Source organism: Pseudomonas sp. MF6751, assembly GCF_016613265.1.
GTDB classification, from domain to species: Bacteria; Pseudomonadota; Gammaproteobacteria; order Pseudomonadales; family Pseudomonadaceae; genus Aquipseudomonas; species Aquipseudomonas fluorescens_BV.
Map to the genome: position 1 here is coordinate 124,266 of NZ_JAENSV010000003.1, position 15,738 is coordinate 140,003.

Below are 15,738 nucleotides of genomic sequence, written 5' to 3' on the forward strand. Positions count from 1 at the left end.
GCTAGACGCCTCGGCTGGGCTTTTTTGGTGCGCCATTTGCACCGAAAAAACCCTCCAAACAGGCACTTTTGTGTCGAAACTTTCATAATTGCGACATTCCTGTACGTTCGTACCACAGTTTTCCCTTTGCAACCGCTCTGCATCTTGCATTGGGTATGGCGCCTGCATAAGTATCCGCAGGCCGACTCACGAGGTCGCCCTCACCACCAAAAATGACAACAAATCATGAGGCCAACATGCTTAAACACGCAGTCCTTCCGTTATTAGTGAGCGCTGGCCTTATGGCCGCAGCCCCCGTAGCCCTTGCGGCAACTAACCTGGTGTTCTGCTCCGAAGGGAGCCCGGCCGGTTTTGATCCAGGCCAGTACACCACCGGAACAGACTTCGATGCCTCGGCCGAAACCATGTTCAACCGCCTGAGCCAGTTCGAACGTGGCGGCACCGCCGTCGTTCCTGGCCTGGCCACTAGCTGGGACGTGTCCCCGGATGGCCTGACGTACACCTTCCACCTTCGCGAAGGCGTCAAGTTCCATACCACCCCGTACTTCAAGCCAACTCGTGAATTTTCGGCTGACGACGTACTGTTCACCTTCAACCGGATGATCAATAAAGACGATCCATTCCGTAAGGCCTACCCCACCGAATTCCCGTACTTCACGGACATGGGGATGGACACCAACATCAAGAACATCGAGAAAATCGATGACCACACCGTCAAGTTCACCCTTGGCACCGTGGACGCCGCGTTCATCCAGAACCTGGCCATGAGCTTCGCCTCGATCCAGTCCGCCGAATACGCTGCGCAGTTGTTGAAGGAAGGCAAGCCTGCCGACATCAACCAGAAGCCGGTCGGCACTGGCCCGTTCGTGTTCAAGAGCTACCAGAAAGACTCGAACATTCGCTACACCGGCAACAAGGACTACTGGAAACCTGAAGACGTGAAGATCGATAACCTGATCTTCGCTATCACCACCGACCCGTCGGTGCGTATCCAGAAACTCAAGAAAAACGAATGCCAGATCACCCTGTTCCCACGTCCGGCCGACCTCAAGGCGCTGGGTGAGGACAAGGACCTGAAACTGCCGCACCAGGCCGGTTTCAACCTGGGCTACATCGCCTATAACGTCATGCCTGTACTCAAGGGCCAGACCGCCGCGAACCCGCTGGCTGACCTGCGCGTCCGTGAAGCCCTGGACATGTCGGTGAACAAGCAGCAGATCATCGACTCCGTGTACCAGGGTGCCGGCCAACTGGCGGTCAACGCCATGCCGCCGACCCAGTGGTCCTATGACACCACCATCAAGGATGCCAAGTACGATCCTGCCAAGGCCAAGGAATTGCTCAAGGCCGCTGGCGTCAAGGAAGGCACCGAGATCACCCTGTGGGCCATGCCGGTCCAGCGCCCCTACAACCCCAACGCCAAGTTGATGGCCGAGATGCTGCAGAACGACTGGAAACAGATCGGCCTGAAGGTCAACATCGTCAGCTACGAGTGGGGCGAGTACATCAAGCGCTCCAAAGGCGGCGAGAACCAGGCCATGATCATTGGCTGGAGCGGCGACAATGGTGACCCGGACAACTGGCTGAACGTGCTGTTCGGCTGCGACTCGCTGTCGGGCAACAACTTCTCCAAATGGTGCGACAAGAAATTCGACGGCATCGTTAAAGAAGCCAAGGCCACTTCGGATGTCGCCAAACGCACCGAGCTGTATAAGCAGGCGCAACATATCCTCAAAGATGCAGTCCCGATGACACCTATCGCGCACTCGACGGTGTATCAACCCATGCGTAATACCGTGCAGGACTTCAAGATCAGCCCGTTTGGCTTGAACTCCTTCTACGGCGTTAGCGTCAGCGGCAAGTAAGGATCAATAACGGCGACGTTTCCTAACGTCGCCGTTATTCCATCCGCCTGGACCTTAGGAAACAGACTACGTTTGCAAGCGTTGCCGTCTTACAGCAATGAACTGCGACCCGTGCCTCCGTTGCCTACAAGGTCAGTCAGAATTGACGCATTTACTGCAAGGTCAGCGCCCCATAAGGTCGTAGGACAGCAGAGGCATCACTCTGGGAAGGGCACTTGCTGTGTGTGGGATCAGTGATGCCTGCCTGGCTGTAAGCCAGCAGGAAGGCTCGCTGTTGATAACTACAAACAAGGACCGGGATCGTCATGCGCCATACCACCGTTGTATCCGCTCTGTTTGCCACCAGCCTGCTGGCCGTGGCCACCATGGGCCAAGCCGCCGAGAAGAAGAGCCTGGTGTTCTGCTCCGAAGGCAGCCCGGCAGGGTTTGACACTGCGCAATACACCACCGCTACCGACAACGATGCGGCGGAGCCTTTGTATAACCGTTTGGTGGAGTTCGAAAAGGGCGCGACCGACGTCGTCCCTGGGCTGGCAACCAAGTGGGACATTTCCCCGGATGGCCTGACCTACACCTTCCACCTACGTGAAGGGGTGAAGTTCCACAGCAACAAGGAATTCAAGCCGACACGGGACTTCAACGCCGACGACGTGCTGTTCACCTTCAACCGCATGCTTGACCCCGAGCACCCGTTCCGCAAGGCCTACCCCACCGAGTTTCCGTACTTCAACGGGATGAGCCTGAACAAGAACATCGCCAAGGTCGAGAAAACCGACCCGTACACCGTGGTGATGACGCTGAACACGGTCGACGCCGCGTTCGTGCAGAACATCGCCATGAGCTTTGCCGCGATCCTTTCGGCGGAATACGCCGAGCAGTTGCTCAAGCAAGGCCGGCCCAGCGACATCAACCAGAAGCCGATCGGGACTGGCCCGTTCGTGTTCCAGCGCTACCAGAAAGACTCGCAGATCCGCTACGTGGGCAACAAGCAGTACTGGGACCCGAGCCGCGTCAAGCTGGACCAACTGATCTTCGCCATCAACACCGACGCCTCGGTACGCGTACAGAAGCTCAAGGCCGGCGAATGCCAGGTGACCTTGCATCCACGCCCTGCCGATGTCGAGGCCCTCAAGGCCGACCCGAACCTGCAACTGCTGACCAAGCCGGGCTTTAACCTGGGCTATATCTCCTACAACGTGCGCCACAAGCCATTCGATCAGCTTGAAGTACGCCAGGCGCTGGACATGGCGGTGAACAAGCAGAGCATCCTCAATGCTGTGTACCAGGGCGCCGGGCAACTGGCGGTCAACGCCATGCCGCCGACGCAGTGGTCCTACGACGACAGCATCAAGGACGCCGCCTACGACCCGGAAAAAGCCAAGCAGTTGCTCAAGGCCGCCGGGGTCAAGGAAGGCACCGAGATCACCTTGTGGGCCATGCCAGTGCAACGCCCGTACAACCCCAACGCCAAGCTGATGGCGGAAATGCTGCAGAACGACTGGGCCAAGATCGGCCTCAAGGTCAAGATCGTCAGCTATGAATGGGGCGAGTACATCAAGCGCACCAAGAACGGTGAGCACGATGTCAGCCTGATCGGTTGGACCGGCGACAACGGTGACCCGGACAACTGGCTCGGCACCCTCTACAGCTGCGACGCCATCGGCGGGAACAACTACTCCATGTGGTGCGACCCGGCGTACGACAAGCTGATCAAGCAAGCCAAGGTCGTGACCGACCGCGAACAAAGGACTGTTCTGTACAAACAGGCGCAGCAACTGCTCAAGCAGCAGGTGCCGATCACGCCCATCGCCCACTCGACGGTCAACCAGCCGTTAAGCGCCAAAGTCGAAGGCTTCAAGGTAAGCCCCTTCGGCCGCAACGTGTTCTCGGGCGTCAGCATCAACCCATAAGAAAATAACCGGATGGCGGGGAGCGAAATACGCTCCCCGGCAAACGTGCAGGCTTTTGTTGGGAAATTTCCTACGCCAAACGTTTGCAATAGCTTGAACGAGTTCCACACCCAATAGCCGGATCACCCAAAAAGACCGGCATTAAAAAAGAGAACCAAAGGAGCTTCACCCATGAAACTGAGCAGCAAAGCGCTTCTGGCCTTGGCCATCAGCAGCATCACGGCCACCGCCTACGCTGAAACGCAAAGCCAGGACTTCGTTCCTACCACCCTGGCCGGCACCAGCGCCCAAAGCGAGGCCAAAGGCTTTATCGAAGATTTCAGCCTGGGCGGCACCACGCGTAACTGGTACTCCCATGAAAGCAAATACCGTGGGGGCACCTTCTCGTACCAGAAGCACGGCCAGACCCTGACCGATCGCAACCGTACCAACTGGGTGCAGGGCACCATCCTCAACGCCAGCTCGGGTTTCACCCAGGGCACCGTAGGGGTCAAGACTGAAGTGGCGGTGTACAACGCCCTGGTGCTGGATCGCAGCAAGCGTGATATCAAAGGCGGCTCCAACCGTACCCTGGCCGACTCCAACGGTGACGCCGTAGACCAGTGGAGCAAACTGGGCCTGGCCAACGTGCAATTCCGCGTGTCCAACACCACACTGACCGCCGGTCGCCAGAACTTCAGCAGCGGCATCGTCGACACCATCGGCAACCGTGCTCTGCCTTCGAGCTTCCAGGGTGTGAGCTTCAACAGCGAAGAGTTCAGCAACCTGTCGTTCCAGGGCGGCGTGTTCGACCGCGTTTCGCCACGTAGCGAGCAGAGCCTGTCGAAATTCCGTAGCGAGTACGGCAATGGCGCAGAAACCGACAAAGTGTCGACCCTGGGTGTGAACTACCAGCCGCTGAAAAGCCTGAAAACCAGCTTCTTCGCCGCCAACGTGAAGGACTTCTGGAACCAGTACTACTTCGGCGCCACCCACGAGCTGGGCGACGCGCAGCAGTTGGGCCTGACCACCGGCTTCAACTACTACAAGACTGTCGATGAAGGCAAAAAAGAGATGGGGGAAATCGACAACGATACCTTCTCCCTCTCCCTGGGCCTGACTCACCAGGCACACAGCCTGACCTTCGGCTACCAGCAAGTGAACGGTAACGAGTACTTCGACTACCTGCACGAAACCAACGGTATCTACCTGGCCAACTCCCTGACGTCTGACTTCAACGGCCCGAACGAGAAATCCTTCCAGATCGCCTATGCCATCAACATGGCTGAATACGGCGTACCCGGCCTGAAGTTCAACGCTTACTCGGCACGCGGCTGGGACATCGACGGTACCCACTACACCGGCAACAATGGCCGGGCCAAGTTTGCTTATGACGGCATCCAGTCCCAGGACGGCGAGAAGCACCAGGAATACGGTGTAGGCGCCTCTTACGCGCTGCAGAGCGGCCCGCTCAAAGCCACCACCGTGCGCGCAACCTATGTTGAGCACCGTGGCAGCGAGTTCCAGTCCGACGGCAGCATCAAAGAGTTCCGTCTGGTTACCACCATCCCGTTCAACATCCTTTAATTAGCGCCAGGCAGGCGGCGAGCTCAGGACGAGCCCGCCGCCTACGCTTTTCTGGCTCCATCGATTGCAGAGGGCTCTGAATGAAAATGCTCCCACTACAAGCCGCCATGGCCGCTGCGCTGTTGAGCGTGGCGATCGGCGTTTCGGCCAAACCGCTGGTGGTCTGCACCGAAGCCAGCCCGGAAGGTTTCGACCCGGTCCTGTACACCACTGCTGTGACTGCTGACGCCGCCGCTGAAACCATGTTCAACCGCCTGGTGGACTTCAAGCCCGGCACCACTGAAGTGGTCCCTGCCCTGGCCAAAGACCTGCCGGAAATCAGCGCCGATGGCCTGACCTACACCTTCCACCTGCGTGACGACATCAAGTTCCACACCACCGACTATTTCAAACCCACGCGCAACCTGAATGCCGATGATGTGCTTTGGAGCTTCCAGCGCCAGCTGGACCCGAATCACCCGTGGCATAACAAGTCCAACGTGGGCTACCCGTACTTCGAAAGCATGGGCTTCAAGGAACTGCTCAAGAGCGTAGAGAAAACCGACGATCACACGGTTGTCTTTACCCTGACTCGTCCTGAAGCTCCCTTCCTGGCTGACCTGGCCATGGCGTTTTCCTCGATTCACTCCGCCGAATATGCCGACCAATTGCTCAAGTCCGGCAAGACCGATGATCTGAACGCCAAGCCAATCGGCACCGGGCCGTTCATCTTCAACCGCTACGCAAAAGACGCCCAGGTGCGTTTCAAGGCCAACCCGGAGTACTTCCGTGGCAAGCCGCCGGCCGACCCGCTTATTCTGGCAATCACCACCGATAGCAATGTGCGCCTGCAAAAGCTCAAGGCCAACGAATGCCAGATCGCGCTGTATCCCAAGCCCGATGACGTACCCAGCGCCAAGGCTGATCCCAACCTGAAAGTGGCGGAACTGGCGGCGATGACCACCAGCTACACCGCCATGAATACCACCCACAAGTACATGAGCGATGCGCGGGTACGTCACGCGATCAATATTGCCTTCGATAAGAAGGGCTACAACGAATCGCTGTACGGCAAAGGCAACGCCGTCGATGCCACCGGGCCGTACCCGCCGACCCTGCTGGGTTTCAGCGACAAGCTGAAAAACCCGGAGCGTGACCTGGACAAGGCCCGCGCCCTGCTCAAGGAAGCCGGCGTGCCGGAAGGCACCGAATTCACCCTGTTCACCCGCAACGGCGGCGGCCCGACCAACCCTAACCCGATGCTCGGTGCCCAGCGCATGCAAGCGGATCTGGCCCAGATCGGCCTGAAGGTCAATATCAAGGTCATGGAATGGGGCGAAATGCTCAAGCGCGCCAAAGCTGGCGAGCACGACATGGTTTCTGCCGGTTGGGCCGGGGATAACGGCGACCCGGATAACTTCCTCACCCCTAACCTGAGTTGCGATGCAGCGAAAAACGGCGAAAACTACGCCCGCTGGTGTAACAAAGAGTTTCAAGACTTGATCGACAAGGCCCGCGCCGACGCTGAACCCGCCGAACGCGCTGCACTCTATGAACAAGCTTTGGCCGTTTTCGAGAAGGACCAACCGTGGATTCCCATGGCCTACCCGAAAATGTTTACCGCCATGCGCAAGAACGTCGAGGGTTATACCCAAAGCCCTCTGACCACCAATAACTTCGCCACCACCCAGGTGAAGTAATAAGAAAAACGCTCGGCACCGTCGACATTGACGGTGCCGGACCTGCCTAACCGGCTGATTGAGGTACACACCAAGATGTTTAGTTTTATTGCCCGCCGACTGGGGTTATTGATCCCCACGTTCTTCGGCATCACGTTGCTGACCTTTGCGTTGATTCGCATGATTCCAGGCGACCCCGTAGAAGTCATGATGGGCGAGCGACGGGTTGACCCCGAAATGCACGCACAGGCAATGGAGCGCCTTGGCCTTAACAAGCCGCTGTATGCGCAATACCTGGACTATGTCGGCAAGCTCGCCCAGGGCGACCTTGGCGAATCGCTGCGCACCCGCACCAGCGTGTGGACCGAGTTCACCGCCCTTTTCCCCGCGACCCTGGAGCTGTCCATGGCCGCGCTGTTGTTCGCCGGTATCCTGGGCCTGTTGGCCGGGGTGATCGCGGCACTCAAGCGAGGATCCCTGTTCGACCATGGGGTGATGGGCATCTCCCTGGCGGGGTATTCGATGCCAATCTTCTGGTGGGGCCTGATCCTGATCATGTTCTTCTCGGTAAGCCTGGGCTGGACCCCGGTATCCGGACGTATCGACCTGCTCTATGACATCGAGCCGCGCACCGGCTTCATGCTGATCGACACCCTGCTGGCCGACGAGCCGGACGCTTTCTGGGATGCGTTGCACCACCTGATCCTGCCCGCCATCGTGCTCGGCACCATCCCGCTGGCGGTGATCGCGCGCATGACCCGTTCGTCGATGCTCGAAGTGCTGCGTGAGGACTACATCCGTACCGCCAAGGCCAAGGGCCTGTCGCCAGCCCGCGTAGTGTTCGTGCACGGCCTGCGTAACGCACTGATTCCGGTGCTCACCGTGGTCGGCCTGCAGGTCGGCACGCTGCTGGCCGGTGCGGTACTGACCGAAACCATCTTCTCGTGGCCCGGCATCGGCAAATGGCTGATCGAAGCCATTGGCGCGCGGGACTACCCGGTGGTGCAAAACGGCATTCTGCTGATCGCCTGCCTGGTGATCCTGGTGAACTTCGTGGTGGATATCCTCTACGGCTTCGCCAACCCACGCATCCGTCACCAGCGCTGAGATCATGACCATGACCACACCTACTCAAGTGTCAGCAGTCGATCAGAGCCTGCTGTACCCGTCCCCGTACAAAGAATTCTGGCAAGCCTTCTCCAAGAACAAAGGCGCGGTCGCCGGCCTGCTGTTCATGTTGCTGATCGTGTTCTGCGCGATCTTCGCCCCGTGGGTTGCACCGCATAACCCCAGCGAGCAATACCGTGACTTCCTGCTCACACCACCGGCGTGGTTGGAGGGCGGGCAAATGCAATTTCTGCTGGGCACCGACGAACTGGGCCGTGACTTGCTCTCGCGCCTGATCCAGGGCTCGCGTCTATCGTTGCTGATCGGTTTGTCGTCGGTGGTTATGTCGCTGATCCCGGGTATCCTGCTGGGCCTGTTCGCCGGGTTCTTCCCGCGCTTGCTCGGCCCAACCATCATGCGTCTGATGGACATCATGCTGGCCCTGCCATCGCTGCTGCTGGCCGTGGCGATTGTCGCCATCCTCGGCCCTGGCCTGATCAACACTGTGATCGCCATCGCCATCGTGTCGTTGCCATCCTATGTGCGCCTGACCCGCGCCGCCGTGATGGGCGAACTGAACCGCGACTACGTGACTGCCGCCCGCCTCGCTGGCGCCGGCCTGCCACGCCTGATGTTCATCACCGTGCTGCCTAACTGCATGGCACCGCTGATCGTACAAGCGACCTTGAGCTTTTCCTCGGCGATTCTCGATGCCGCGGCCCTGGGCTTCCTCGGCCTTGGCGTACAACCGCCAACCCCTGAGTGGGGCACCATGCTGGCTTCGGCCCGAGACTACATCGAACGCGCCTGGTGGGTCGTGAGCCTGCCTGGCTTGACCATTTTGCTCAGCGTGCTGGCAATCAACTTGATGGGTGACGGCCTGCGCGATGCGCTGGACCCGAAACTCAAGAACGCCGCCTGAGGAGATTCCCATGTCACTGTTAGAAATCAAGAATCTCAACGTGCGTTTCGGCGACAAGACCGCCGTGCCGGTGGTCGATGGCCTCGACATTTCCGTCGACAAAGGCGAAGTCCTGGCGATTGTTGGCGAGTCGGGTTCGGGTAAATCCGTGACCATGATGGCGCTGATGGGCCTGATCGAGCATCCCGGCATCGTCACTGCCGATGCCCTGAGTTTCGACGGCAAGGACATGCTCAAGTTGAGCAACCGCCAGCGCCGTCAGATCGTCGGCAAAGACCTGGCGATGGTGTTCCAGGACCCGATGACCGCGTTGAACCCCAGCTACACCGTGGGTTTCCAGATCGAAGAAGTGCTGCGCCTGCACCTGAAAATGTCCGGCAAACAAGCACGCAAACGCGCCATCGAGCTGCTGGAAAAGGTCGAGATCCCAGGCGCTGCCAGCCGTATGGATGCCTACCCGCATCAATTGTCCGGTGGTATGAGCCAACGCGTGGCAATCGCCATGGCGATTGCCGGCGAGCCCAAGTTGCTGATCGCCGATGAACCGACCACTGCGTTGGACGTGACCATCCAGGCGCAGATCATGGAACTGCTGCTGGCCCTGCAAAAAGAGCAGAACATGGGCCTGGTGCTGATCACTCACGACCTCGCGGTGGTTGCCGAAACCGCCCAGCGCGTGTGCGTGATGTACGCAGGCCAGGCGGTGGAAGTCGGCCAGGTGCCGCAGCTGTTCGACATTCCGGCACACCCGTACAGCGAAGCGTTGCTCAAGGCCATTCCCGAGCACAGCCTCGGTGCTACGCGCCTGGCCACGTTGCCGGGCATCGTGCCCGGCCGCTACGACCGTCCGCAGGGTTGCCTGCTGTCGCCGCGCTGCCCCTACGTGCAGGACTCCTGTCGCGCCCAGCGGCCGGGCCTTGATCCGAAAAGCAACAGCCTTGCCCGCTGCTTCTACCCGCTGAACCAGGAGGTGGCGTAATGGCCGTCGTACTTACCGCCCGCGACCTCACCCGTCACTACGAAGTGTCCCGTGGCCTGTTCAAGGGCCACGCCACCGTGCGCGCCCTTAATGGTGTGTCTTTTGAGTTGGAAGCCGGCAAAACCCTCGCCGTGGTAGGCGAGTCGGGCTGTGGCAAATCCACCCTGGCCCGCGCCCTCACGCTGATTGAAGAGCCCTCGTCGGGCTCGTTGAAAATCGCCGGGCAAGAAGTGGCCGGCGCCGACAAGGCCCAGCGCAAGCAATTGCGCAAAGACGTGCAGATGGTGTTCCAGAGCCCCTATGCCTCGCTGAACCCACGCCAGAAAGTCGGTGATCAACTGGCCGAACCGCTGCTGATCAACACCAACCTGTCCGCCGCCGAACGCCGCGAGAAAGTGCAGGCGATGATGAAGCAAGTGGGCCTGCGCCCTGAGCATTATCAGCGCTACCCGCACATGTTCTCCGGCGGCCAGCGCCAGCGCATCGCGTTGGCCCGCGCCATGATGCTGCAACCCAAGGTGCTGGTGGCAGACGAACCGACCTCGGCGCTGGACGTGTCGATCCAGGCCCAGGTGCTCAACCTGTTCATGGATTTGCAGCAGGAATTCAACACCGCCTACGTGTTCATTTCCCACAACCTGGCGGTGGTGCAGCACGTGGCTGACGATGTGATGGTGATGTACCTCGGCCGCCCGGTTGAGGTGGGCCCCAAGGAAGACATCTACGCACGCCCGCTGCACCCTTACACCCAGGCGCTGCTGTCGGCCACGCCGACCATTCACCCGGACCCGAGCAAGCCGAAGATCAAGATCGTCGGCGAACTGCCCAACCCACTGAACCCGCCGCCTGGCTGCGCGTTCCACAAGCGTTGCCCGTATGCGACCGCGCGGTGCAGCAGCGAGGAGCCGCTGTTGCGTCCTTTGGATAACCGGCAGGTGGCTTGCCACTACGCGGAGCAATTCGTGGCCTGAAGCAACACAACCTCGCTCCTACAGGGGCCGCGGTTTCAATGAGTTCCATCGCCCTTCCCGCCAGATTGCGCATCAGTCTGGCCGGAGGGGCTTTTTTTTGCTCGTTTGTAACAAAGAACATACCGATTAAACCGCGCCCTTCACAGCCGACAGCCTTGAAAACATTGAGGCAGAGCCTTAAGGAAAGTGTATAGATTGTAAATGCAATTTACTTCTGTTTGAGAATCAATACCATTACAGCGCATGGAGAGCGCTGGATGCACGAAAAAATTCAGACGCCTCTCGTTCAATCGCCCCTCCTAAAGGACTTTGTGGACATGTCGTCTCAATTCAGGCTCAGCCATCTATCGTTGGCGTTTATCGCTACCCTTTCGTCCCCCGCGCTGCTGGCGCAGAGTGTGGAAAAAGAACGCGACAAGGTGCCGATCGAAGCGACAGACCTGCCTGTGGACGGCACGCGCCAAGCCCTGGTGCTGGGCGAGACGCGCGTGCTGGGCACCGCCGCCGAAGAACTCAAGCAAGCGCCCGGCGTGTCGATCATCACCGCCGAAGACATCAAGAAGCGCCCGCCCACCAACGACCTGTCGGAGATCATCCGTCGCGAGCCGGGCGTGAACCTGACCGGCAACAGTTCCAGCGGCAGCCGTGGCAATAACCGTCAGATCGATCTGCGGGGCATGGGCCCGGAAAACACCCTGATTTTGATCGATGGCAAACCCTCTACCTCGCGCAACGCCGTGCGTTATGGCTGGAGTGGCGACCGTGATACCCGTGGCGAAACCAACTGGGTACCGGCCGAAGAAGTCGAACGCATTGAAATCCTGCGCGGCCCGGCTGCTGCCCGTTATGGCTCCGGCGCCATGGGCGGGGTGATCAACATCATCACCAAACGCCCCACCGACCAACTGCACGGCTCGCTGACCGCCTACACCGCCTTCCCCGAAAACGATGCCGAAGGCGCGAGCAAACGCACCAACTTCAACCTCAGCGGCCCGTTGACCGACACCCTGGCGTTCCGCGTCTATGGCGGCCTGAGCAAGACCGACGCCGACGACGCCGATATCAACCGCGCAGCGCAGGCGACCCCGGACTCGCTGGTGGCCGGCCGCGAAGGCGTGCGCAATAAAGACGTGAATGGTTTGCTGAGCTGGCAGTTCACTCCTGAGCAAACCCTGGACCTGGAAGCCAGCTACAGCCGCCAAGGCAATATTTTCGCCGGCGACACCATGCTCAACGGCGGTGGCGCATTCGTGGAAAGCCTGGTGGGCAAGGAAACCAGTGTGATTCAGCGCAGCAGCTTTTCAGCCACGCACCGCGGCGAATTCGATTGGGGTTCGACCCTGGCCTCGTTGACCCACGACCTGACCCGCAACGAACGTCTCAACGAAGGCCTGGCCGGTTCCGGCGAAGGCGCGCCCTCCGCCAGTGCTGGTCGTTTCGAGTCGCGCTTGCGCAACACCCGGGCCACTGCCGAGGTCAACCTGCCCCTGAGCGTCGGTGCCGAACAGGTGCTGACCCTGGGCAGCGAATACCTCTACGAGTCGATGAACGACCCAGGCTCGTTGCGCCCGCAAAGCTATGACCCGGGCACCGGCGGCGTACCCGCCATCCCGGGCGTCAGCCGCAACAGCACCAAGACCACCGCCTCGAGCTACGCCTTGTTTGCCGAGGACAACATCGAGTTGGGCAGCAAAACCGTCATCACGCCTGGCTTGCGCTTCGACGATCATGAGGAATACGGCGGCAACTGGAGCCCCAGCTTCAATGCCTCGCACCAATTGACCGACGAACTGAGCATCAAGGGCGGCATTGCCCGCGCCTACAAAACCCCCAACCTGTACCAGTCCAACCCGAACTACTTGCTCTACAGCCGCGGTAATGGCTGCAACGCCAGCGAAGCCAACATGGGCGGTTGCTACCTGGTGGGCAACCGGGACCTGAAGCCGGAAATCAGCGTCAACAAGGAAATCGGCCTGGCTTTCGACAAAGGCACCTGGCGCACCAGTGCGACGTATTTCCGTAATGACTACAAGAACAAGATCAACGCCAGTAACGAGGCGGCGTTCCGTCTGGGCAACGGCCGACGTGTATTGGAGTGGGAAAACAGCGGCCCAGCCTTGGTACAGGGCGTTGAAGGCAACCTGTTCGTCAGCCTGCGCGATGACTTGGACTTGAACACCAACCTGACCTATATGATCGACTCCAAGGACAAAGACACCGGCGAGCCCTTGAGCATCATCCCCAAGTACACCGTCAACACCACGCTGGACTGGCAAGCCACTGACAAGCTGTCATTCCAGGTCAGCGGCACCTATTACGGCAAACAAGAAGCACCGACGCTCAACTCACGCAGCGCCAGCAGTTACGATCACGGCGCCCAGCAGGACGTCGACCCGTACGGGTTGATGGGCCTGAGCAGCGGCTATGAGTTCAGCAAAAACCTTAGCGTGCGGGTGGGCATCAACAACCTGCTGGACAAGCGCCTGTCGCGCAAAGGCAACGCCGAGGATGCGGGCGCGCAGACTTACAATGAGCCGGGCCGTGCTTACTTCGCGTCGGTGACCACTTCGTTCTGAGGAAAGTGGGCGGCCAGTAATAACAATGCCTTGGAAACCCCATCCAAGGCATTGTTTGAAGCGCTTTACATTGCTGGGCGAGCCTACGTCTGGCTATCGCCTTCGTCTGCGTCGTCGCTGTCGGGCTCTTCGGTGGTCGAGTCATCATCCCCCTCAGCGCCACCTTGGCCTTTATCGCCGGGTTCCGCTTCGGACTTGGCCAACTGCAAGTCCGAGCCCTGGCTACTCGTCACCATCGCTGAGCCATGCACCGGGTTATGCGCCCAAGCCGTCGACATCCCCAATGACAACAGCACCAGCACTTTCATCAACAGCACTACGCGTTGAAAAATACTCATGGTCGATTCCGTCCAGTCAGTAAATGGGCCCCGCACGGCAGTCATTAACTGCCACCAGCGTTTACGCTAGTCGCGATGCCGGATTACCGCCAATCCCCAGCCTTTTGGAGGTCAAAATGTGGGAGGGGGCCTGCCCCCGATTGCGGAGTGTCAGAGCCCAATACACTGGCTGACACACCGCTATCGGGGGCAAGCCCCCTCCCACATTCTCTGAACCGCTCAAACCTTAGTGGTGTTCGCGGGTCGCACGGAATTTCACATCCGGCCAACGCTCTTCCATCAGCGCCAGGTTCACCCGGGTCGGTGCCAGGTAGGTCAGGTGACCACCGCCGTCGATCGCCAGGTTTTCCACGGCCTTGTTGGAGAACTCTTCCAACTTCTTCTTATCGCTGCAATCAATCCAGCGCGCCGAATACACCGTGATCGGCTCGTAGGAGCACTCCACCTTGTATTCCTCTTTCAAGCGGCTGGCGACCACGTCGAACTGCAGCACACCCACGGCGCCGAGGATGATGTCGTTGCTGCGCTCGGGGAAGAACACCTGGGTGGCGCCCTCTTCGGCCAATTGCTGCAAGCCTTGGCGCAATTGCTTGGACTTGAGCGGGTCACGCAGGCGCACGCGGCGGAACAGTTCCGGGGCGAAATGCGGGATACCGGTGAAGCCCAGCGCCTCGCCTTCGGTGAAGGTGTCGCCGATCTGGATGGTGCCGTGGTTATGCAAACCGATGATGTCGCCGGCGTAGGCTTCTTCGAGCTGTTCACGCTCGGAGGAGAAGAACGTCAGGGCGTCGCCGATGCGTACGTCCTTGCCGGTGCGCACGTGGCGCATCTTCATGCCTTTTTCGTAGCGGCCGGAGCAGATACGCATGAAGGCGATACGGTCGCGGTGCTTGGGGTCCATGTTCGCCTGGATCTTGAACACGAAGCCGGTGAATTTCTCTTCCACCGGTTCCACGGTGCGCTCGTTGGCGACGCGGGCCAGCGGGCGCGGGGCCCAGTCCACGACGGCGTCCAGTACGTGGTCGACGCCGAAGTTGCCCAGGGCGGTACCGAAGAACACCGGGGTCAACTGACCGTCGAGGAACTCTTGCTGGTTGAACTCATGGCAGGCGCCCTGCACCAGTTCCAACTGGTCGACGAAACGGTCGTACTCGTCACCCAAGTGGGCGCGGGCTTCGTCGGAGTCGAGCTTTTCAATGATCTTGGTTTCGGTGCGTTCATGACCGTGGCCAGCGGTGTAGACAATGATGTAGTCGTCGGCCAGGTGGTACACGCCCTTGAAGTCGCGGTAGCAACCAATCGGCCAAGTGATCGGCGCGGCCTTGATCTTCAGGACGGCTTCGATTTCATCCAGCAGCTCGATGGGGTCGCGGATATCGCGGTCGAGTTTGTTGATGAAACTGACAATCGGCGTGTCACGCAGACGGCACACGTCCATCAGCGCAATGGTACGTGGCTCGACGCCTTTACCGCCGTCGAGGACCATCAGCGCCGAGTCCACCGCGGTGAGGGTGCGGTAGGTATCTTCGGAGAAGTCTTCGTGCCCTGGGGTGTCGAGCAGGTTGATCATGTGCTCGCGATAGGGGAACTGCATGACCGACGTGGTAATGGAAATACCCCGTTGCTTTTCCATTTCCATCCAGTCGGAGGTGGCATGGCGGTCGGATTTGCGCGATTTCACCGTGCCGGCTACCGCGATCGCCTTGCCCATCAGCAACAGCTTTTCGGTGATGGTGGTTTTACCGGCATCGGGGTGGGAAATAATGGCGAAAGTGCGGCGTTTCGCGACTTCGGCGGCCTGGTGGGTCATGGGAAATCGCCTGGCAGGTGAGTCAAAAAAGGGCGG

Annotated in this window: 11 protein-coding genes; 9 read left to right on the top strand and 2 right to left on the bottom strand. The window is 59.7% G+C overall.

Going from position 1 to position 15,738, the window contains the following annotated elements:
* The first annotated feature begins 236 nt into the window (after positions 1 to 236).
* The 9 genes from JJD66_RS04025 to JJD66_RS04065 all read left to right on the top strand — a co-directional run bounded on the left by JJD66_RS04025 (position 237) and on the right by JJD66_RS04065 (position 13,554).
* On the top strand, positions 237 to 1,865 hold the full coding sequence (locus tag JJD66_RS04025; protein WP_034126282.1) for an ABC transporter substrate-binding protein: 1,629 nt from the start codon (positions 237 to 239) through the stop codon (positions 1,863 to 1,865).
* A gap of 365 nt (positions 1,866 to 2,230) precedes the next feature.
* On the top strand, positions 2,231 to 3,775 hold the full coding sequence (locus JJD66_RS04030) for an ABC transporter substrate-binding protein (RefSeq protein ID WP_430459295.1): 1,545 nt from the start codon (positions 2,231 to 2,233) through the stop codon (positions 3,773 to 3,775).
* 171 nt (positions 3,776 to 3,946) lie between these two features.
* Positions 3,947 to 5,341 carry an OprD family outer membrane porin gene (locus tag JJD66_RS04035; protein WP_089041380.1) on the top strand — a complete coding sequence of 465 codons (1,395 nt, stop codon included), beginning with the start codon at positions 3,947 to 3,949 and terminating at the stop codon, positions 5,339 to 5,341.
* A gap of 80 nt (positions 5,342 to 5,421) precedes the next feature.
* Positions 5,422 to 7,020: an ABC transporter substrate-binding protein gene (locus tag JJD66_RS04040; protein ID WP_105225761.1), complete on the top strand. Its 1,599-nt coding sequence runs from the start codon at positions 5,422 to 5,424 to the stop codon at positions 7,018 to 7,020.
* 75 nt (positions 7,021 to 7,095) lie between these two features.
* On the top strand, positions 7,096 to 8,106 hold the full coding sequence (locus JJD66_RS04045) for an ABC transporter permease subunit (protein ID WP_003171721.1): 1,011 nt from the start codon (positions 7,096 to 7,098) through the stop codon (positions 8,104 to 8,106).
* 10 nt (positions 8,107 to 8,116) lie between these two features.
* Positions 8,117 to 9,028: an ABC transporter permease subunit gene (locus tag JJD66_RS04050; protein ID WP_003188486.1), complete on the top strand. Its 912-nt coding sequence runs from the start codon at positions 8,117 to 8,119 to the stop codon at positions 9,026 to 9,028.
* 10 nt (positions 9,029 to 9,038) lie between these two features.
* Positions 9,039 to 10,007 carry an ABC transporter ATP-binding protein gene (locus tag JJD66_RS04055; protein WP_105225760.1) on the top strand — a complete coding sequence of 323 codons (969 nt, stop codon included), beginning with the start codon at positions 9,039 to 9,041 and terminating at the stop codon, positions 10,005 to 10,007.
* Positions 10,007 to 10,978, top strand: coding sequence for a peptide ABC transporter ATP-binding protein (locus JJD66_RS04060; RefSeq protein WP_003188483.1), 972 nt, complete (start codon positions 10,007 to 10,009; stop codon positions 10,976 to 10,978). Before JJD66_RS04055 ends, JJD66_RS04060 begins: the two co-directional genes overlap by 1 nt.
* A gap of 317 nt (positions 10,979 to 11,295) precedes the next feature.
* Positions 11,296 to 13,554, top strand: a complete 2,259-nt coding sequence (locus JJD66_RS04065; protein ID WP_200647619.1) for a TonB-dependent siderophore receptor — start codon at positions 11,296 to 11,298, stop codon at positions 13,552 to 13,554.
* Positions 13,555 to 13,637: 83 nt separating this feature from the next.
* On the opposite strand, the gene JJD66_RS04070 is transcribed toward JJD66_RS04065, so the two are convergent.
* Positions 13,638 to 13,892, bottom strand: coding sequence for a hypothetical protein (locus JJD66_RS04070; protein ID WP_198715996.1), 255 nt, complete (start codon positions 13,890 to 13,892; stop codon positions 13,638 to 13,640).
* A gap of 226 nt (positions 13,893 to 14,118) precedes the next feature.
* Entirely contained in the window at positions 14,119 to 15,702 is a 1,584-nt protein-coding gene (locus JJD66_RS04075; protein WP_034126275.1) for a peptide chain release factor 3, read from the bottom strand.
* Between the last annotated feature and the right edge of the window lie 36 nt (positions 15,703 to 15,738).

Excerpts from the sequence above, each read along its gene's own strand:
- JJD66_RS04025 (WP_034126282.1), top strand. The coding sequence starts at position 237 with ATGCTTAAACACGCAGTCCTTCCGTTATTAGTGAGCGCTGGCCTTATG.
- JJD66_RS04050 (WP_003188486.1), top strand. The coding sequence starts at position 8,117 with ATGACCACACCTACTCAAGTGTCAGCAGTCGATCAGAGCCTGCTGTAC.
- JJD66_RS04035 (WP_089041380.1), top strand. The coding sequence starts at position 3,947 with ATGAAACTGAGCAGCAAAGCGCTTCTGGCCTTGGCCATCAGCAGCATC.
- JJD66_RS04040 (WP_105225761.1), top strand. The coding sequence starts at position 5,422 with ATGAAAATGCTCCCACTACAAGCCGCCATGGCCGCTGCGCTGTTGAGC.
- JJD66_RS04075 (WP_034126275.1), bottom strand. The coding sequence starts at position 15,702 with ATGACCCACCAGGCCGCCGAAGTCGCGAAACGCCGCACTTTCGCCATT.
- JJD66_RS04030 (WP_430459295.1), top strand. The coding sequence starts at position 2,231 with ATGGGCCAAGCCGCCGAGAAGAAGAGCCTGGTGTTCTGCTCCGAAGGC.
- JJD66_RS04045 (WP_003171721.1), top strand. The coding sequence starts at position 7,096 with ATGTTTAGTTTTATTGCCCGCCGACTGGGGTTATTGATCCCCACGTTC.
- JJD66_RS04065 (WP_200647619.1), top strand. The coding sequence starts at position 11,296 with ATGTCGTCTCAATTCAGGCTCAGCCATCTATCGTTGGCGTTTATCGCT.
- JJD66_RS04060 (WP_003188483.1), top strand. The coding sequence starts at position 10,007 with ATGGCCGTCGTACTTACCGCCCGCGACCTCACCCGTCACTACGAAGTG.
- JJD66_RS04055 (WP_105225760.1), top strand. The coding sequence starts at position 9,039 with ATGTCACTGTTAGAAATCAAGAATCTCAACGTGCGTTTCGGCGACAAG.
- JJD66_RS04070 (WP_198715996.1), bottom strand. The coding sequence starts at position 13,892 with ATGAGTATTTTTCAACGCGTAGTGCTGTTGATGAAAGTGCTGGTGCTG.